The sequence below is a fragment of the Helicobacter pylori oki112 genome (assembly GCF_000600085.1).
Classification (GTDB): domain Bacteria; phylum Campylobacterota; class Campylobacteria; order Campylobacterales; family Helicobacteraceae; genus Helicobacter; species Helicobacter pylori_CY.
Map to the genome: position 1 here is coordinate 1,398,857 of NZ_CP006821.1, position 19,154 is coordinate 1,418,010.

Below are 19,154 nucleotides of genomic sequence, written 5' to 3' on the forward strand. Positions count from 1 at the left end.
TTTCTTACGCGCCAAGGGCGGCAATGCTAGCGCCCTCTGGAACTTTCACATAAAATTTCTTAAACGACTTTCTTTGTCCAAGCTTCCCTCTAAAGCGTTTCACCTTACCCTCTTGTTTCAAAGAATTGATTTTCAAAGGCTCAAAGCCAAAGTAAGTTTTAAACACTTCTTTGAGCTGGTTTTTGGTTACATTTTGAGCCGTTTGGACCACTAAAACGCCTTTTTCTTGCAATCCTAATGACTTTTCAGTGTAAAGAATTGACTTTATATCCATGATGTCTGCCATTTTTTACTCCTCTGTCTTATCTTGCACCACATGCTGAAACGCTGCTTCTTCCATCACAACAGAGCTAAACGCCGCTAAAAGATAAGCGTTCAACTCGCTCACATCAATAATGAGGCATTTTTTAAGGTTACTAAAGGCTAACTCAGTGTATTCGTCCATGTTCATGCACACAAACAAAGTGTCTCGTTGCTCTAAAGCCTGGAACATTTGGTTGGCTTCTTTAGTCAAATGCTTCCTTTTATTGTCTTCAACCACGCCTTTTATAGCGATTTTTTCCACCACAAAAAGCTTGTTCGCTTGTGCTTTTTCTTCTAAAGCGTATTCTAAAGCCAGGCGTTTTTGTTTTTTATTGATTTTAAGGTTGTAGTTGCGGTTGTTAGTGGCCCCATGAGAGACACCCCCACCCACAAATACAGGCGAAGTGATGCTCCCTGCTCTAGCCCTTCCGCCCCCTTTTTGCGCCCAAGGCTTCCTACCGCCCCCGCTCACTTCAGCGCGGTTTTTACTTTTAGCGGTATTAGCGCGCGCAGAAGATAAATAATGTTTCACATAAAGATAGAGATTATGGCTGTTGATACCCTCATATCTTTTAGGTAACTCCACGCTACCCTTTTCTTTCAAATGGCTGTCTAAAACGATGGCCTTACTCATATCAAACCCTTTATATTATATTCAATGTATGGTTTTATACCGCTCTAATGCGTCCATAAGCCCCAGAAAAGCCGGCCACTGAACCCTTTAGCACTAACACCATACTTTCTTTATCAAAAGAGAGCACCTCGTTTTGGCAAGTAACTAGCTCATTGCCATAATGCCCTGCCATTTTCCTACCCTTTTGCACTCTTCCTGGCCATTCTCTGTTACCAATAGAACCAGGGCGGCGATGGAAACGACTCCCATGAGCGGCAGGCCCGCCTTGGAAATTCCAACGCTTCATCACCCCCGCAAAGCCTCTCCCTTTAGTTTTAAAGCTCGCTTTAACCCTTTTGAGCGTTTCTAAAGCGCTCAAATCCAAATCGCCCAACTCTTTTTGTTGGGAAGCTTTTAAGGTAGCGAAATGGTTAAACTCTTTACTGAGCTGGTATTTCTTTTGCTGGCCTTCAATCGCCTTATTGTGTTTTTTATGCATCGCATAGGCCACTAAAGCTTTCCCGTTTTCTAGCTGGCACACTTTCGCTTGCAAGACTTTAAGCAAGGTTACAGGCGTGCTGTTAGCGTCAATGGTGCGGCTCATGCCTATCTTTTGAACTAAAAATTCCATATCTAACCCTTATTTTATTATCTCAATGCGTTAGGACTACTTCGTTTCCATAGAAGTTACTTCTACATCCACTTCAGGAGCCAAATCCAACTTCATCAAGCTATCCACGGTTTCTGGGGTGGCCGAGATAATATCAATCAACCGGCTATAAACCCTAATCTCAAACTGCTCTCTTGAATCCTTATTGACATGCGGGGAGCGCAAAACGGTGTAACGCTTATTCTTAGTCGGTAAAGGGATAGGCCCTCTAATTTCAGAACCTGAGCGCTTTACGGCTTCCACGATAGCCACAACAGAGCGATCCAACACTCTATGGTCATAAGCTTTGAGCTTCAACCTGATTTTTTCCATAAACTCTCCTAAAAGAACTCGTTTCATTCGTCACTCAAAACAGAATAAAACAATAAAATAAAAACTGAAATACTACTCAAAATGCGCCATTTAGTCAATAACTTTTGCTATTTTTAGGGCTTTTTAGAGATTTTTACTTCCTTTTTATAAGGAAATATAAAAAAACGCGCTACGATTATCTCAATCCAATCTCATTTGTAAGGAAGTTCATGCCCCTTTCTTGCTTGCACCCTTTTGGGCCTTTTGAAACCCCTAAAGAGCCGACCTTAAACAACCCGCTTTTAAAGGCGCCTTCAAGCGATAAAATCTGTCTTTTAGGGCCGATGAAATCCGGTAAAACCACTTTCGCCCTCAAACTAGCGAAGGATTTTAAAAACCCTGTGTATATCAATTACAACGACATGCGTTTGAATAAAAATATCCTAAGCTCATGGCTTTTAAAATGGCATTTGGAAAAGAAAATGGATTTGCTCATTTTAGATCATATTGAGCGCTTGGATTTCAGCCTGCCAAAGCTTTCTAAAATCGTTCTTATCCCTAATTGTTTAAGCCCCATAACAACGCCAGATTGTAGCTTATGCTATGCGTTAGGGTTGAGTTTTAAAGAATACACCAGCTTTTTCAAGCCCAACACCCCTAAAAACACCCTGTTTAACCGCTTTTTAAGAGACGGCAACGCTTTAGATTCGCTTTTTACAGAAAACGAGAAAGAAAAAATCCTAAAAAAACAAGAAAATATCAAATTAATCTTTCAAGCTTACGCCCCCTTAATGGCTAAAATCTGCTCGTATCAGTCTAAGTTTGTGAGCGCTTTTTATCTTTATACGCAACTCAAAAAAGAGCTTAAGATCTCTAAAGACACCCTTTATAAATTGTTACACGCGCTAGAAAAACAACGCATCCTTTTTTTAGTCCCCAGTTTTGAAAACCATAAAACTAAATTGTATCTGTGCGATTTTGCCTTGCCTTATAGCCTAACTCCTAGCCCTTCGCTTTTAAGCGTTTTTGAAAACATGGTTTTTTTAGAGCTTTGCAAGCAATTCCCAAATCATGAGCTTTACTCCCATGATAACGGGATTTTTATCTTGCACAAAAACGCCACCAACAAGCTCGCCATCATCGCCCACGCTTTCCCCACGCCCCATTTTTTAGAAAAACAGCTTTCATGGTGCCATAAACATGGGTTTTTAAAAATTGTAATCGTTTCTATCAACGCCCCCACTCCAACAAACAATACCCCCTACAAACACCTTAATTTCATTGATTTTTCTTTGGATATTCAATCTATTTTGGTATAATAATTACTTGTATTTATGTATTTATGTATTTATGTATTTATGTATTTATGTATTTATGTATTTATGTATTTATGTATTTATGTATTTATGTATTTATGTATTTATGTATTTATGTATTTATGTATTTATGTATTTATATATTTATGTATTTATGTATTTATGTATTTAATATTATTACTAAAATTTTTAATTGATTATTTAATATTTTTTATTTTTTCTTAAGCTAACCCACTATAAACTATCCTAGCATTTCGCCTTTTTGAGAAATACCATCTACCCTAAAAGCGTAGGGCGTTTCTAATATTCTTTTATAGAAAGGAAGTTATAATGAACACATTGAAAAAATTAAGTTTCTGCGCCTTGCTATCCCTATGCCTCTTCGCTCAAACAGCACACGCTGAGAGTTTGAAAGACATCACAGACTATCCCAGTTGGCTTAAAGTCAATTTTTTTAAGCATGATCACTACCTCAACCAATACATTGGTTCAGCCATTATCGTGAAAGAAAAAAACGATTTTTACTCCAACTACATCCTCTATGATGACAAATTGCCCCCTGAAAAGAACGCTGAAAAAGTGGCTTTTTTAAGGGCTAGAATGAACGCTTACAGCACTTTAGAAAGCGTTTTAATCACCACAAAAATGCACAATCGTATTGTTAAGGCGCTTCAAGTTAAAAATGACGCTATCAACGATTTATTCGGGCTTGTTGATTTTTTAGTGTCTAAATCCATTTTAGCTAAAAGATTCGTGGATACCATCAACCATCGTGTGTATGTTATGGTGCAATTCCCTTTCATTCAGCCTAAAGACTTAACCGCTTACTTTAAAGCAAAGCACATCAACCTTTCTTCAACGAGCGCTACCAATCTCAGCGCCATTTTAAATAAGGCGTTGTTCCACATCTAAGAGTTTGGGATTGAAGATGTGGTTTTTAAGCGTGAAGCTATGCCGATGAAAAGGCGTAGCCCCTAGCTTAATCATCGCTTCTATATGCTGTTTAGTCCCATACCCGCAATTCTTGTCCCAGCCGTATTCCTTAAACAAAGCGTGCAATTGCCGCATTTCTCTGTCCTTAAAGGCTTTCGCCAAAACAGACGCCATAGCGATTTGAGCGATCTTTTCATCGCCCTTGATGATGGTTTGTATATTGGGGTAGCGTTTATTCAAGCCAAACGCCGTGTTGCCATCTATTTTTATTCCATTAGCTAAAGAGCGACCATTTTCTAAAATTTCTTGCACAGCGAGTCTCAAACACGCCCCTAAACCCAAGTTATCAATTTCATTCGCGCTTTTTTTAACCACGAAAAACTTCACCTCATCATGCGTTTTGATTTTATCTTCCAAGAAAAAGCGTTTTTTTGGGCTGAGCTTCTTGCTGTCCTTAAGACCCATTTTCAAAAACTCTAAGGCTGTTTTTTCACTGCACACCACCCCAGCCACAAAAAGCGACCCGGCCAAACACCCCCTCCCCGCCTCATCAATGCCTAGAGTCATTTGCTTGATAAATTTTTTGAGAGATTAGGTTTTTCAAGATTAGGCAAATACTTTTCAAATACTTTCTCGCACCCCCTAATAACTTTTTGTTTATACCATGAACCTTGCCCACAAAAACTACAAAACTTTTCATGATGATCCGCCAAAACTTTCTGAATAACTTCTTGCTTATTTTTTTCAAAAAGCAAAAAATGTTTTTCTAAAAATTCCCAAAAACTTTCAATAATGCTGTATTTATATTCATCTTCTTTTCTACGCTCTCCTAGTAACTCAACAGCTTGTTTGAAAAACCTAAACGCATCCTCTTTGTCTTCAGCATTAGTTCCTTGATAGATGTATAAGCGAGCTTGCTGATTATCAATATAATCCACATTATAGAGCCTATTTTTTTGCTTCGCCTTACCATATGCTTGATTCAAATAGTCTTGTGCCTCTTTAAACTTGCCTATTGGCATATGGCACATTGCATATTGCAACCAAAACTGAGGATCCTCCGCAAGACTTGAAATCTCTCTTTTAGCATCATCATAATAGCTACGCAAAAATCTAAATTTCTTATCTTTATCGCTATCTTTTTCTTTACCAAATACACGACTCATAGTGCGATAATTCAATAATTTAAGATAGACTCTATGTTCTTGATTGAATTGGTAATTTTTCTTTGTATTCCTTGCTCTTTTTAATATCTCAAAAGCATACCTTGTGATCTCATCATACGAAAACATGCGGTGCAAGACAAACAAAGCTAGAATACTAGAACCAAAATCGCCATCATTCCATAAATTTAAAGCCCTAAATTGTTTGATGTATTGCGACTTAAATTTTCCTAATCCATCATCTCCTAATAAATGTGCCAAAAGCGCAATATCTCCACTAGTAATGTTCGCTACACGCAAGAAACAAACAACAAACAATATCTTTTTTATTTGTTTCTCTTTTAAAATATCTTCCAAATTTTCATTTAGCTTGTTGTGAATATGTTGAGAATTAAAAATATCCAATAAAATAAGCATCATTTCAGCATTGCAATTTCTTTGAAGATACCCTTTTTGTCTTCTAAAAGATTCTCCACTCAAATCTCTCGACCACAAACCAAGATAACTAATAATCTGTGCAAAAACACCTAGATCCCAATCGCTTAGCTGTCCTATTTCTATTAGGGAATCTCCTTGAATAACCTTGTAGTCCTCATCGCCATGCCAATCAACAGCTCTTGTTGCCAATATCAATTTGACACAACGAGTTTCTTTAACCTTCTTGGCGATATATCGAGAAATCTCTGGCTGATTCAGATAAGAATCTATAAAAATATAAGCCTTCTCATCTCTATCTTTGAGTTGTCTTAGTAGGGTATCTATTTCTTCTTTTTGAGAGATAAAATCCCCATGCCTAACAAAATATACTGAGTTGCTACTTTCAACAAGCACTATTGCTAATTGTCTTAAAAATATCGTTTTCCCACTCCCTAATTCGCCAAACACCCCTAAAATCCCTACGCTATCTCGTGCTAATTCGCGTTGAGCTTCATCAATTTCTTCTTTTCTAGGAATTAGTTTAGGAACATAATCTGACTGAATAGGATTTTTCAAGATATTTTTATCCTTTACCCTTTCTGTTATCTTATCTCCTAGAGTGAATCCCTTACCTAAAAAACTTTTTCTAATCTGATGCCCATTTTTTAAATACCCCAAAACTTCATTTTGTAACCATCCATCTTTAAACTTACCTTGCTCAAAAAATAATTTTAGGTCATTGTCTCTAATATTGACATCCAACGAATTAGAAATGATTATTTTTTCCAAATAGTTAAAACCTAAATTAGTATCCTGTGGCCAACATTCTAGAATTTTGTTTGCAAAAGATTCCACACCAATCCTAAGCAATTTCCCATACCTTTCAAATTTTTTATCACCTATAGGATCTTCATCGTATTTTTTAGAATCTGCAACCACAAAAATAACTTCCCCTCGCATATTTCCCATTTCCATAAATAAGATTCTCTCAATAGGCATATCTGCTAGAGAATACCCCATAAACACCACCAAAGCAGAATATTGCAGATCTTTTCTAAACTTATTTTCCCACTCCGAAGAATTTGCAAAAACATCACCATTAACATAAGAAGAATGACTCAATTTGAAGGAGTTATCTAAATGTTTTGGTTCTAATCTATCCACACAGCCATTAATATGCAAACAAAAATTTCTAGATTCACTTGGCAACATACTTTCAAGCGTTAAAATATCAATATTTTTACCAACTTGCTTGCCAGCACAATAAATCAAGTCATCGTAATTTGTCGTGTAAATGCTCTTCCATGGCCATCCTACAACAACTTTTTGTTCATCTTTTGGTTGCTTAACTGCAAAAATATCCTTTAGTTTTTCAACAATTTCTTGACGAGATTTCTCAAGTAGGCAATGTTCAGCCACATCTTTCAGATCTTTTGTCTCATAATACTTCCTTTCAAATCCACAAAATTCACCTAATTTATCTCTTAGCTGATTACCTAAGGGCAATTCACCATCAAACCCTGTAGCGCCAGCTGAAAAGCCAGCCCCAAAAAACACTACAGCACCCCCACTCGCAATTTCTCTTGCCCACTTTTTATAATCTTGATCCTTGACCTTAGCCATGTTTCAAGCCTTAGGCCCGATCATCTTTTCAGGAACTACGAATTTGTCAAAATCTTCAGCGCTCAAGAGCTTCAATTCCACTGCGCTTTCTTTTAAAGAAATGCCTTTTTTGTGGGCGTTTTTAGCGATTTTAGCGGCGTTTTCATAGCCTACATGCGGGTTTAGGGCGGTTACTAGCATTAAAGAATGGTGTAAGTAATAATCAATCTTTTCTTTATTAGGCTCAATGCCGCTCGCGCAATGGGTATTAAAACTTTCCATGCTATCGCTTAAGAGCCTCAAACTTTGCAAGAAATTATAAATGATTACCGGTTTAAACACATTCAATTCAAAATTACCCTGACTGGCCGCAATGCCAATAGCGGTATCATTCCCCATCACTTGCACGGCCACCATGGTCATCGCTTCGCATTGCGTGGGATTGACTTTACCGGGCATAATAGAACTGCCCGGCTCGTTTTCAGGGATATTAAGCTCGCCCAGACCACAGCGTGGCCCGCTCGCAAGCCATCTAATATCGTTAGCGATCTTCATTAAATTCGCCGCTAAAGCCTTAAAAGCCCCATGCGTATAAGCGATAGCGTCATGGCTAGTGAGCGCATGGAATTTATTGGGCGCAGAAATGAATTTCACGCCGCTAAACTGGCTCAATTCTTCAGCCACTTTTTGGCTCAATTCTTTATGAGCGTTTAGCCCTGTGCCTACGGCCGTCCCGCCTATGGCTAATTCTCTTAAATGTTCCAAACTCTCTAAAATTTGTTGTTTAGAATGCTCTAACATGCTCGCATAACCGCTAAATTCTTGCCCCAAAGTTAAAGGCGTAGCGTCTTGCAAATGCGTGCGCCCGATTTTGACAATCTCTTTAAATTGTTGGCTTTTGTCTTTAAAGGTCTTTAACAAATTCTCTAAACTGGGCAGTAACTTATGCGTGATTTCTAGCACGCTCACAATGTGCATTGCGGTAGGGAAAGTGTCGTTGGAGCTTTGAGACATGTTCACATCATCGTTAGGGTGGATGAGTTTTTTCTCCCTGAAATTACCCCCTAAAATTTCTGTAGCCTTATTAGCAATGACTTCATTGAGATTCATATTCGTTTGAGTCCCGCTCCCTGTTTGCCATATCGCTAGGGGAAACTCGCCGCACAGCTCACCCTTTAAAATGCAATCGCACGCCTTGATAATGGCTTGGGATTTTTCCAAGCTTAATTTCCCTAACTTGTGATTGACAACCGCCAGACTCCTTTTGAGTTTGGCAAACGCGCCAATGAGTTCTTTAGGCATTTTTTCAGTGCCGATCTTAAAGTTTTCAAGACTGCGTTGCGTTTGAGCCCCCCAGTATTGGCTATCATCTACTTTGATTTCGCCCATCGTGTCATGTTCGATTCTAAATTGCATACTAATCCTTTGAAATTTGATTTTAAAACCTTAAAAAAATAGCATAAACTCTTATACCTTCTACTTAAAACCCCCATTTTTTTAAAAACCATTTCCACAATTTTTACACAAAAGAGGGTTATCATTCATCCGCAACAAGAATTTTCTTGTTATCTTAATTTAAAGGTCAAAACGATGAAAAAGTTAGCCGCTTTATTTTTAGTAAGCGTGTTGGGGGTTATGAGTTTGAACGCATGGGAGCAAACCCTAAAAGCCAACGACTTAGAAGTGAAAATCAAATCCGTGGGTAACCCCATTAAAGGCGATAACACTTTTGTGCTTAGCCCCACTTTAAAAGGTAAGGCTTTAGAAAAAGCTATCGTTAGGGTGCAGTTTATGATGCCTGAAATGCCCGGCATGCCAGCGATGAAAGAAATGGCGCAAGTGAGTGAAAAAAACGGCCTTTATGAAGCGAAAACCAATCTTTCTATGAATGGGACATGGCAGGTTAGGGTGGATATTAAATCTAAAGAGGGCCAAGTTTATCGCGCTAAAACAAGCCTGGATTTATAAGAGCATGCTATCTTTTATAAGCGCGTTTGATAAAAGGGGCGTTTCAATACGCCTTTTAACAGCCTTGTTACTGCTTTTTAGTTTGGGTTTGGCTAAAGATTTAGAGATCCAATCTTTTGTAACTAAATACCTTTCTAAAAATCAAAAAATACAAGCCTTACAAGAGCAAATTGACGCTTTAAGTTCTCAAGAAAAAGCCGTTAGCAAGTGGGATAACCCTATTTTGTATTTAGGCTATAACAACGCTAATGTGAGCGATTTTTTCAGGCTGGATAGCACCTTAATGCAAAACATGAGCGTGGGTTTATCTCAAAAAGTGGATTTAAATGGTAAAAAACTCACGCAGTCTCAAATGATTAATTTAGAAAAGCAAAAAAAGATATTAGAGCTTAAAAAAACCAAGCAGCAATTAGTGATTAGTTTAATGATAAGCGGCATTGAAAATTATAAAAACCAACAAGAAATAGAGCTTTTAAACACAGCGATTAAAAATTTAGAAAACACCCTTTATCAAGCCAACCATTCCAGTTCGCCCAATTTAATAGCGATCGCCAAGCTAGAAATTTTAAAATCGCAATTAGAAATCAAAAAAAACAATTTAGAAGAAGCGCTCTCTAGCAGCCATTATTCCATGGGTGAATTGACTTTTAAAGAAAACGAGCTTTTAAGCATTGCCCCTAAAAATTTTGAATTCAATAAGGAGCAAGAGTTATATAACATTAGTGCCACTAATTACGATATTGCGATCGCTAGGCTTGATGAAGAGAAATCGCAAAAAGACATCACTTTGGCTAAAAAAAGCTTTTTAGAAGATGTGAATGTTACCGGGGTGTATTATTTCCGCTCCAAACAATACTATAACTACGACATGTTTAGCGTCGCTTTGTCCATCCCCTTACCTCTTTATGGCAAGCAAGCCAAATTAGTGGAGCAAAAGAAAAAAGAAAGCTTGGTGTTTAAAAGCGAAGTGGAAAACACCAAAAACAAAACGCACCACCTGGCCCTAAAACTCCTTAAAAAATTAGAAACCTTGCAAAAAAACCTAGAATCGATCAATAAAATCATCAAGCAAAATGAAAAAATCGCGCAAATTTATGCGCTTGATTTGAAATCTAATGGCGATTACAACGCTTATTACAACGCTTTTAATGACAAAATCACAACTCAAATCACCCAGCTTGAAACCTTAAGCGCTCTCAATAGCGCTTATTTGTCTTTACAAAACCTTAAAGGATTAGAATGAAACGGATTTTATTTTTAGCCTTGATTTTATTTTTTAGCCCCTTATTCGCTAACGCTCAAAAAACTCAAGAAACTAAAGAAACTAAAGAAACTAAAGAAGCTAAAAGCCAAACCCGTTTTAATATTTCCACCACTAAGGTCATAGAAAAAGAATTTTCTCAAAGCCGGCGCTATTACGCGCTTTTAGAGCCTAATGAAGCGCTGATTTTTTCTCAAACCCTGCGTTTTGATGGCTATGTGGAAAAGCTTTATGCGAATAAAACCTATACCCCCATTAAAAAGGGCGATAGGTTGTTGAGCGTGTATTCCCCTGAATTAGTGAGCGCTCAAAGCGAATTGCTATCATCATTGAAATTCAACCAACAAGTGGGAGCGATTAAAGAAAAATTAAAACTATTAGGGTTAGAAAACTCCAGCATTGAAAAAATCATCAGCACTCATCAAGTTCAAAATGAAATGACTATTTACTCTCACTTCAACGGCATTATTTTTAAAAAAAGCACGGATCTCAATGAGGGGAGTTTCATTAAAAAAGGGCAAGAGTTGTTTCAAATCATAGATTTAAGCCAATTGTGGGCGCTTGTTAAAGTCAATCAAGAGGATTTAGAATTTTTAAAAAACACGCATCAAGCGATCTTGTTCGTAGAAGGGATTAAAGGCAAGCAAGAAATCACGCTTGAAAACATCAACCCCATCATAAATGCGCAAGATAAAATGCTAGAAGCGCGCTTCAATGTGCCTAATGTTAAACAGCTTTATTACCCTAACATGTTCGCTCAAGTAGAAATCTTTCAAAAACCACAAAAAATGAAGATTTTGCCTAAAGAAGCGGTTTTGATTAAGGGGGGGAAAGCTATCGTGTTCAAAAAAGACGATTTTGGCTTAAGCCCGTTAGAAATTAAAGCCGTCCGCTTGAGCGATGGGAGTTATGAAATTTTAGAGGGTTTAGAAGCGGGCGAAGAAGTCGCTAATAACGCTTTATTCGTTCTAGACGCTGACGCTCAAAACAATGGGGATTATTGAATGATAGAAAAAATCATTGATTTAAGCGTTAAAAACAAACTCCTTACCACTCTAGTCACTCTACTCATTTTTTTAGCCTCTTTGTGGGCGATAAAAAGCGTCCGTTTAGACGCTTTGCCGGATTTAAGCCCCGCTCAAGTGGTCGTGCAAATCACTTACCCCAATCAAAGCCCTAAAATCGTGCAAGAGCAGGTTACTTACCCGCTAGTTTCTACTTTCATGAGCATCGCTAACATTGACACGGTTAGGGGGATTTCTAGTTATGAAAGCGGCCTAATTTACATCATTTTTAAAGACGGCGTCAATTTGTATTGGGCTAGAGATAGGGTTTTAGAGCAATTAAACCGAGTAGGCAATTTGCCTAAGGACGCTAAAGTGGAAATAGGGAGCGATTCCACTTCTATTGGCTGGGCGTATCAATACGCTCTATCTAGCGATAGCAAGAATTTAAGCGATCTGAAAGTCTTGCAAGATTTCTATTACCGCTACGCGCTTTTGGGGGTTGATGGGGTGAGTGAGGTTGCAAGCGTGGGGGGCTTTGTGAAGGATTATGAAGTAACGCTTCAAAACGATTCTTTGATCCGTTATAACTTGAGTTTAGAGCAAGTCGCTAACGCGATTAAAAATTCCAATAACGATACCGGTGGAGGGGTTATTTTAGAAAACGGGTTTGAAAAAATCATAAGATCGCATGGCTATATCCAATCTTTGAAGGATTTAGAAGAAATTGTGATCAAAAAAGAAGGGGCTATCCCTTTAAAAATCAAAGATATAGCCAGCGTTAGGCTAGTGCCAAAACCACGCAGAGGGGCGGCCAATCTCAATGGCGATAAGGAAGTGGTGGGGGGGATTGTGATGGTGCGCTATCACGCTGACACTTGTAAGGTGCTTAAAGCCATTAAAGAAAAAATCGCCACCTTACAAGCGAGTAATCCTGATGTGAAAATCACCAGCGTGTATGACAGGAGCGAATTGATTGAAAAAGGCATTGACAATTTAATCCACACGCTCATAGAAGAAAGCATCATTGTGCTAGTCATTATTGCGATTTTTTTATTGCATTTCAGGAGCGCTTTAGTGGTGATTATCACTCTGCCTTTAAGCGTGTGCATTAGTTTCTTGCTCATGCGTTATTTCAATATTGAAGCGAGTATTATGAGTTTAGGGGGCATTGCGATCGCTATAGGGGCGATGGTGGATGCGGCTATTGTGATGGTAGAAAACGCGCACAAGCATCTGCAACACATTGATACAAAAGACAACGCTCAAAGAATTAATGCCATCATGCAAGGGGTTAAGCATGTGGGAGGCGCGATATTTTTTGCTTTAATGATTATCGTGGTTTCTTTCTTGCCAATTTTTGCACTCACCGGTCAAGAAGAAAAGCTTTTTGCCCCTTTAGCTTACACCAAAACCTTTGCCATGCTAGTAGGAGCCTTGCTTTCTATCACCATGGTCCCTATTTTAATGGTATGGCTCATTAAAGGGCGGATTTTAGAAGAGTCTAAAAACCCTATTAACGCTTTTTTCATGAAAATTTATGGCGTGAGCTTGAATGTTGTGCTTAAGTTCAGATACGCTTTTTTAATAGCGAGCGTTGTGGGTTTAGGGGGCTTGTATGTAGCGTATCAAAAACTCAACTGGGAATTTATCCCCCAAATCAATGAAGGGGTAGTGATGTATATGCCTGTAACCATTAATGGCGTGGGCATTGATACTGCTTTAGAATATTTGAAAAAAAGCAATAGCGCTATCAAGCGGTTGGATTTTGTCAAACAAGTTTTTGGTAAAGTGGGGCGCGCTAACACCAGCACCGATGCCGCCGGTTTAGGAATGATAGAAACCTACATTGAATTAAAGCCACAAAACGAATGGAAAGAAAAGCTCAGTTACAAAGAAGTTAGGGACAAATTAGAAAAAACCTTACAATTAAAAGGCTTAACCAATTCATGGACTTACCCCATTCGTGGGAGGACGGACATGCTCTTAACCGGCATTAGAACGCCCCTAGGCATCAAGCTCTATGGTAACGATACGGACAAATTACAAGAATTAGCGATCCTTATGGAGCAACAGCTCAAAACCCTAAAAGAGAGTTTATCCGTCTTTGCTGAGCGATCCAATAACGGCTACTACATCACGCTGGATTTGAACGATGAAAATCTGGCTCGTTATGGCATCAATAAAAACGCCGTGCTAGATGCGATTAAATTCGCTCTGGGCGGAGCCACGCTCACTACCATGATTAAGGGCGTAGAAAGCTACCCCATTTCTTTACGATTAGAAGACACAGAAAGAAACACCATTGAAAAATTAAAAAACCTCTACATCAAAACCGCTTACAATTACATGCCCTTAAGGGAATTAGCCCGCATCTATTACGACAACTCGCCGGCGGTGTTAAAGAGCGAAAAGGGCTTGAACGTGAATTTTATTTATATTGTGCCGCAAAATGGTATCAGCTCTGATACTTACAGGCAACTGGCTCAAAAAGCGCTAGAAAAAATCAAATTGCCTAACGGGTATTATTATGAATTTAGCGGTGAGAGCCAGTATTTAGAAGAAGCGTTTAAAACCTTACAATACATCGTGCCGGTGAGCGTGTTTATCATTTTTATTTTAATTGTCTTTGCTTTGAAGAATCTCACTAATTCCTTACTATGCTTTTTCACTCTGCCTTTTGCGTTTTTGGGGGGGTTAATTTTTATGAATATCATGGGCTTTAACATGAGCGTGGCGGCGTTAGTGGGCTTTTTAGCCCTTTTAGGGGTAGCGAGCGAAACGGCTATTGTGATGATTATTTATTTAGAAGACGCGTTTCAAAAATTCATCAAAACCCCTTTAAAAGAGCAAAACAGCACCGCTTTAAAAGAGGCTATCATGCATGGGGCGGTGCTTAGGGTAAGGCCCAAGCTTATGACCTTTTTTAGCATTTTAGCTTCACTCATTCCAATCATGTACAGCCATGGCACAGGAAGTGAAATCATGAAATCCATCGCCGCGCCCATGCTAGGAGGCATGATAAGCAGCGTTATTTTAACGCTTTTTATTATCCCTACGGCGTATTTTGTGATCAAAAACGCTAGGGTTAAAAGCAATCAAACATCATTTTAGGGATTAAAAAAAGCCTTTTCTAACGCATGGCTTTGGACTAAAACCATATAAAGAATGGTAGGGAGCGTGATGCTTAAAACAAACGCCTTAAAAATGCGGTGTAAAAGGATAACGGATAAAAAAGCGGTGATTTCATTGATCCCATAAGGGGGTTTTAAAATTTGAATGTCTTTAAAACAATAGATCACGAGCATGCCTATCACTGAACATGATAAAGCCCTACCCAAATAACGCACAAAGTCATTGGGCGGGTTTTTAGCGTTAAACACCATAAAAGGCCAGATGCGCATGAAATAAGTCGTTAATATGATGACTAAAATAATGAGTATAGAATGCATTAACATTCTAACTGCTTTCTAAACAAAATAAGAGCAAGCACCATTAAAACTAAAGCGATGAGCAAAAAGTATTCAGTCCCAAAGAGCGCTAAACAAACGACCGCAATAATAATCCCAAGCCATGCGTTTTTATGATTCGTGGTGCGTTTGTATTGCTCCATAAACAGCACGATAAAAATCGCTGTCATCACAAATTCCATGCCTTGAGTGTCAAAGGAAAAATGCGATCCGGCTAACGAGCCGATTAAAGAGCCAATAACCCAATAAGAGTGGTTGAGTAAGGAAATACTAAAAATGAAGTCTTTTTCACTCACCCCCTCTTTAGGAGCGTATAAATTCAATAGTGCAAAGGTTTCATCCGTGAGCGCATGCACTAAATAGGGCAAACGCCATTGGGTGTTTTTAAATCGATCTAGCATAGAAAGCGCATAACAAGTCTGTCTCGCATTCACCAACAAGCTCACAATAACGACATTCATCAAACTCGCTTGCGTGCTTAAAAGCGTGATCGCTACAAACTGCACCGCCCCAGCATAGATGAATAACGACATGAACAAAGCGACTTTATAATCATAGCCATGCTGGACTAAAAGCATTCCAAAAGTCATTCCCATAAGCAAATACCCTAAAAAGATAGAAATGGTATGAGGGAAAGCGTCTCTAAAGGCTTTTAGAAAATCATGCATCAACAACCTTTTATTTGAACCAGTCTTTAATTTTAGAAATACAGGTTTCTAAAACGCTTTTATGCGGTTCGCCCTCATAGCCAAAACTCGCATGCAATTTTTCCAACAACCCTTGTTGCTCTTTATTCAAGCTTTTAGGATAAATCACTTGCAACACCACAATCAAACTCCCCCTATAAGAGCTTTCGGGGTGCTTCACGCCCTCGTTTCTAAACGCAAAAGTTTGCCTGTCTTTGGCGTTTCTAGGGATTTTTAATTCCAATTCGCCTCCTCTTAAAGACGGCACTTTAATCGTATGCCCTAAAGCGATAGTGGTGAAAAACACCGGCGCTTCAATGAACAAATCACAGCCTTCGCGCTTGAAATGCTCATCTTCTTTGACTCGCGCTTCTAAATACAAATCCCCTCTTTTCCCCTTCTCGTATTCATTGCCCTTATTTTTAAGCACCATGCGGTTTTGATCATCAATGCCCTCAGGGATTATTGCATCAATTTCCTCATCTTTAAGAATGTAGGTTTTACCCTTACACGCTTGGCATGGGGTTTTAATGATCTTGCCCTTACCTTGACACGCCCCACAAGTTTGCGCAAAACTCATAAAACCTTGACGCATAAACACCTGCCCCTGCCCATTACACTGCTTGCAAGTCTCTAGGGCTTTATCTTTAGCGCCCGTGCCATCGCAACTCTCACAAACGCTCTGGTATTGGACTTTAATGGTTTTTTTACAGCCAAAAACCGCTTCTTTAAAACTCAATTCAATGGTTTGCAAATAATCCGGTGCGATAGAGCTTTTTTGCCTTTTGCTCCCCCTAGCGCCAAACCCAAAAGCGTCTTCAAAAAACGAGCCTAAATCTTCAAAAAAATCAGAAAAATCGCTCTGGCTTGAGCCGGCTTGGTTTAAGCCTTTTTTACCATACCTATCGTATAAGGCCCGTTTCTTTTCATCGCTTAACACCCCATAGGCTTCATTGATGAGCTTGAATTTTTCTTCGGCTTCTTTATCGCCGGCGTTTCTGTCTGGGTGGTATTTTAAAGCTAGCTTTCTGTAAGACTTTTTAATGGTCTCTTGGTTGCTGTGTTTTTCCACTTCTAAAATTTCATAATAACTCAATTCCACGATCGCTCCAAAAATGGCATCAAAACGCTTATTTTATCTTAAAAGCGATAATTTGCGTGTTTTGGCGCATGCCAAAACTTAGATAAAATAATACGGTGAAACTATAGTAATAAAGATAACCTTATGAGATTTTTTTGCTTCTTCTTATTTTTTCTAACCTTTTCAAACGCACAGATAATGATGACTTTTGATTCTCAAACTAACGCCAAGCTCTCGCGCTCTAACGAACAGCTTTCAGACATGCTCTATAAACTCAATGAAAGTTTGAGAATCTATCAAAGCGTGCTTTCCAATAACCAAGATCAACTCAAAGAAATCAAAAAAGCTAACAGCGCCCTAAATAGCCAGAGGCGTTTTTTTAACGCCAGCCAGATCCGCCTTATGGACACTGATGCGTTATTGAAGCAAAGCGCTTTGGAATTAGAAAAATTACAAGCTTTAGAAAAACGCTTAAAAGAGAGCATGGAACAAGAACGCTTAATCAAAGAATCCCAAACGCTTTTCTTGCAAGAACATTGCCCTTATTTGAGCGGTGTTAAGAATTTAGAAGAGGCTTCAAACGCTTTAGAAGTCCAAGAGCAAAACAACGCCCTTTTCTTACTCAAAGATCCTAAACTCGCCCGTTTGCTCTCACGATTGGATTTGATGAGCGCTTTAAGCACCTTATGCGATCAAGTTTTAGAAAACCAAGCCCATAACCAACAATCCCATAACAAAACCCTAGAATACAACGCTCTTAAAAACCATGATTTTCAAGCCTATAAAGCCATGCGTTTGAAAAAATTTAAAAACAAGCTTCAAAGCCAAATCCAAGCTAAAGAAGACGCCCTAAAAACCTTTTTACCCTTAGAAAAACGCCTAGAAACTTTAAAAACGCATTTTTTATGCGATAAAGAAAACCTGAAATCATGCGCTAAAGAATTGCGCCAACGCTACCAAAACGCCCTCATAGAGCGAGATAAAGAACTAAAAAACGCTAAAAATAATAAAGAAAAGCATGCTCTAATCTTAGCCAATTACGAGCATACGCTAAAAACCTTGAATGTAGAATTTTTAAGCGAATTGAGTGAGCAAATGGCGTTTTTGAATGAAACCATGGCGTTAAACGCCAAAGTTTTAGCCCTTTTAGCCCAACAACAGACTAAAAAGCCCTTCAATGTGAGCGGTGATTTGAGCAATGGAAAGGCTCTTATTAAAAATATCCGCCTAGATCCGCATGGATTCCCTAGCTTTGAAAATTTTAAGCGAGAATGAGTGTTTAAAAAAGCGATCAATCAGGCTATAAGTGCCAAAAGCCCTAAACAATCACGCCTCCGCCAAGCAAGATGTCATCTTTATAAACGACTAAGGCTTGCCCTTTAGCCACGCCATAAAAAGGCTCTTTAAACCCCACTTCAATCATTCCATCTTTTAAGCTCACAAACGCTTTAGCAGGCACGCTCCTGTAACGGGCCTTGATAAAGTATTCGCCATCTTTAAAATCTTTCATTAAAGATTTGTTTTTAGCCTTAAGCGAATGCGTGGCGAGATCTTCTTTTTTGCCCACAACCAACTCGTTCTTTTTAGCGTCAATCCCCACCACAAAATGCGGCTCTAACGCGCCTTTAATACTAAAGCCTTTGCGTTTGCCAATCGTGTATTGCATATAGCCCTTATGCGTGCCAATGATTTCGCCTTGTAGGTTTTTCACCACGCCCTCTTTTTCCACTTCAACATGCTTTTTTAAAGTGTCAATGTAGCTTTTTTCCACAAAACAGATTTCTTGAGATTCCTTATAAGTTTCTAGAGTGCCTAAAAAAGGCATCGCATTCAAGGCTAAAGGCTTAATATCCTTTTTTAACAAATCCCCTAAAGGGAACACCAATTTAGCGATAACTTCATGCTCTAAAGCGTATAAAAAATAGCTCTGATCTTTAGTTTTATCCAAAGCCTCTTGAATATAGCTTACCTTGTCAATTTCTTTGACTCTCGCATAATGCCCGGTAGCGATCTTTTCACACCCTAATTTTAAAGCGTGATCTAAAGCTAGCCCAAATTTCATTAAAGGGTTGCACAACGCGCAAGGGTTAGGGGTTTGCCCTTCTTCATAAGCGCTGATAAATTCATCATAAACCGCGCTTTTAAAATCCTTTTGAAAATCCAACACCTCTAAAGGAATGCCTAAAAACTCGCACGCTTTTTGAGCGTTTTTAATGTATAAATCATGCTTTTTTTCGCTCGCATGGAGTTTCAAATAAATCCCCACTAATTCATGCCCTTGCTCTTTTAAGCTATAAGCGCTATAAGAGCTATCCACCCCCCCACTGAGTAATACCGCTATTTTCATTTTTAATCTTTCATTAAATGAGTTATGGC

18 protein-coding genes are annotated in these 19,154 nt (G+C 38.7%); 7 read left to right on the top strand and 11 right to left on the bottom strand.

The genetic code is table 11. The features are described from left to right. Nucleotides 1-4: 4 nt before the first annotated feature. The 4 genes from HPOKI112_RS06725 to rpsJ are packed head-to-tail and all read right to left on the bottom strand — an operon-like array spanning nt 5 to nt 1,898. A complete protein-coding gene (locus HPOKI112_RS06725; RefSeq protein ID WP_000763613.1) occupies nt 5-286 on the bottom strand; it encodes a 50S ribosomal protein L23 in 282 nt (93 codons plus the stop codon). Nucleotides 287-289: 3 nt separating this feature from the next. Further along, nucleotides 290-937 (bottom strand): 50S ribosomal protein L4, encoded by a 648-nt coding sequence (rplD, locus tag HPOKI112_RS06730; protein ID WP_000030157.1) that lies wholly within the window; start codon nt 935-937, stop codon nt 290-292. A 34-nt stretch (nt 938-971) separates the two neighbouring features. Then, nucleotides 972-1,547 (bottom strand): 50S ribosomal protein L3, encoded by a 576-nt coding sequence (gene rplC, locus HPOKI112_RS06735; protein ID WP_000395313.1) that lies wholly within the window; start codon nt 1,545-1,547, stop codon nt 972-974. A gap of 36 nt (nt 1,548-1,583) precedes the next feature. After that, nucleotides 1,584-1,898 (bottom strand): 30S ribosomal protein S10, encoded by a 315-nt coding sequence (rpsJ, locus tag HPOKI112_RS06740; RefSeq protein ID WP_000411561.1) that lies wholly within the window; start codon nt 1,896-1,898, stop codon nt 1,584-1,586. Between the two features lie 209 nt (nt 1,899-2,107). On the opposite strand from rpsJ, the gene HPOKI112_RS06745 reads away from it, so the two are divergent. Together HPOKI112_RS06745 and HPOKI112_RS06750 are read left to right on the top strand one after the other, a co-directional pair. Next, nucleotides 2,108-3,196 (top strand): ATP-binding protein, encoded by a 1,089-nt coding sequence (locus tag HPOKI112_RS06745; protein ID WP_025310001.1) that lies wholly within the window; start codon nt 2,108-2,110, stop codon nt 3,194-3,196. Nucleotides 3,197-3,523: 327 nt separating this feature from the next. After that, nucleotides 3,524-4,105: a hypothetical protein gene (locus HPOKI112_RS06750; protein ID WP_025310002.1), complete on the top strand. Its 582-nt coding sequence runs from the start codon at nt 3,524-3,526 to the stop codon at nt 4,103-4,105. On the opposite strand, the gene HPOKI112_RS06755 is transcribed toward HPOKI112_RS06750, so the two are convergent. Genes HPOKI112_RS06755 through fumC form a run of 3 tightly spaced genes read right to left on the bottom strand, consistent with a single transcriptional unit; the run spans nt 4,079 to nt 8,724 of the window. Then, the gene (locus HPOKI112_RS06755; RefSeq protein ID WP_025310003.1) at nt 4,079-4,693 is read right to left on the bottom strand and encodes a ribonuclease HII; all 615 of its coding nucleotides are present in this window, start codon (nt 4,691-4,693) and stop codon (nt 4,079-4,081) included. The genes HPOKI112_RS06750 and HPOKI112_RS06755 overlap by 27 nt on opposite strands. After that, the gene (locus tag HPOKI112_RS06760; protein WP_025277149.1) at nt 4,690-7,329 is read right to left on the bottom strand and encodes a P-loop NTPase; all 2,640 of its coding nucleotides are present in this window, start codon (nt 7,327-7,329) and stop codon (nt 4,690-4,692) included. The genes HPOKI112_RS06755 and HPOKI112_RS06760 overlap by 4 nt, the downstream gene beginning before the upstream one ends. Before the next feature lie 3 nt (nt 7,330-7,332). Continuing rightward, a complete protein-coding gene (fumC, locus tag HPOKI112_RS06765; protein ID WP_025310004.1) occupies nt 7,333-8,724 on the bottom strand; it encodes a class II fumarate hydratase in 1,392 nt (463 codons plus the stop codon). Between the two features lie 174 nt (nt 8,725-8,898). On the opposite strand from fumC, the gene crdA reads away from it, so the two are divergent. From crdA to HPOKI112_RS06785, 4 genes are read left to right on the top strand one after another with little or no spacing between them, the layout of a single operon-like run. Further along, on the top strand, nt 8,899-9,276 hold the full coding sequence (crdA, locus tag HPOKI112_RS06770) for a copper resistance determinant CrdA (RefSeq protein WP_000731627.1): 378 nt from the start codon (nt 8,899-8,901) through the stop codon (nt 9,274-9,276). Between the two features lie 4 nt (nt 9,277-9,280). Then, a complete protein-coding gene (crdB, locus tag HPOKI112_RS06775) occupies nt 9,281-10,519 on the top strand; it encodes a copper resistance outer membrane protein CrdB (RefSeq protein ID WP_025310005.1) in 1,239 nt (412 codons plus the stop codon). Then, complete coding sequence (locus HPOKI112_RS06780) at nt 10,516-11,541, top strand: efflux RND transporter periplasmic adaptor subunit (protein ID WP_025310006.1); 1,026 nt, start codon at nt 10,516-10,518, stop codon at nt 11,539-11,541. The genes crdB and HPOKI112_RS06780 overlap by 4 nt, the downstream gene beginning before the upstream one ends. Beyond that, nucleotides 11,542-14,655 carry an efflux RND transporter permease subunit gene (locus HPOKI112_RS06785; RefSeq protein WP_025310007.1) on the top strand — a complete coding sequence of 1,038 codons (3,114 nt, stop codon included), beginning with the start codon at nt 11,542-11,544 and terminating at the stop codon, nt 14,653-14,655. It abuts the gene before it with no gap. On the opposite strand, the gene HPOKI112_RS06790 is transcribed toward HPOKI112_RS06785, so the two are convergent. The 3 genes from HPOKI112_RS06790 to dnaJ are packed head-to-tail and all read right to left on the bottom strand — an operon-like array spanning nt 14,652 to nt 16,799. After that, nucleotides 14,652-14,999 (bottom strand): branched-chain amino acid transporter permease, encoded by a 348-nt coding sequence (locus HPOKI112_RS06790; protein WP_015428277.1) that lies wholly within the window; start codon nt 14,997-14,999, stop codon nt 14,652-14,654. The genes HPOKI112_RS06785 and HPOKI112_RS06790 overlap by 4 nt on opposite strands. Further along, a complete protein-coding gene (gene azlC, locus HPOKI112_RS06795) occupies nt 14,993-15,679 on the bottom strand; it encodes an azaleucine resistance protein AzlC (RefSeq protein WP_025310008.1) in 687 nt (228 codons plus the stop codon). Before azlC ends, HPOKI112_RS06790 begins: the two co-directional genes overlap by 7 nt. Before the next feature lie 10 nt (nt 15,680-15,689). After that, complete coding sequence (gene dnaJ / locus HPOKI112_RS06800; protein ID WP_025277154.1) at nt 15,690-16,799, bottom strand: molecular chaperone DnaJ; 1,110 nt, start codon at nt 16,797-16,799, stop codon at nt 15,690-15,692. A gap of 177 nt (nt 16,800-16,976) precedes the next feature. Between dnaJ and HPOKI112_RS06805 the strand changes: the two genes are divergently transcribed. Further along, the gene (locus HPOKI112_RS06805; RefSeq protein WP_025276377.1) at nt 16,977-18,053 is read left to right on the top strand and encodes a hypothetical protein; all 1,077 of its coding nucleotides are present in this window, start codon (nt 16,977-16,979) and stop codon (nt 18,051-18,053) included. Nucleotides 18,054-18,096: 43 nt separating this feature from the next. On the opposite strand, the gene mnmA is transcribed toward HPOKI112_RS06805, so the two are convergent. Further along, nucleotides 18,097-19,125: a tRNA 2-thiouridine(34) synthase MnmA gene (gene mnmA, locus HPOKI112_RS06810; RefSeq protein WP_025310009.1), complete on the bottom strand. Its 1,029-nt coding sequence runs from the start codon at nt 19,123-19,125 to the stop codon at nt 18,097-18,099. Nucleotides 19,126-19,154 lie beyond the last annotated feature (29 nt).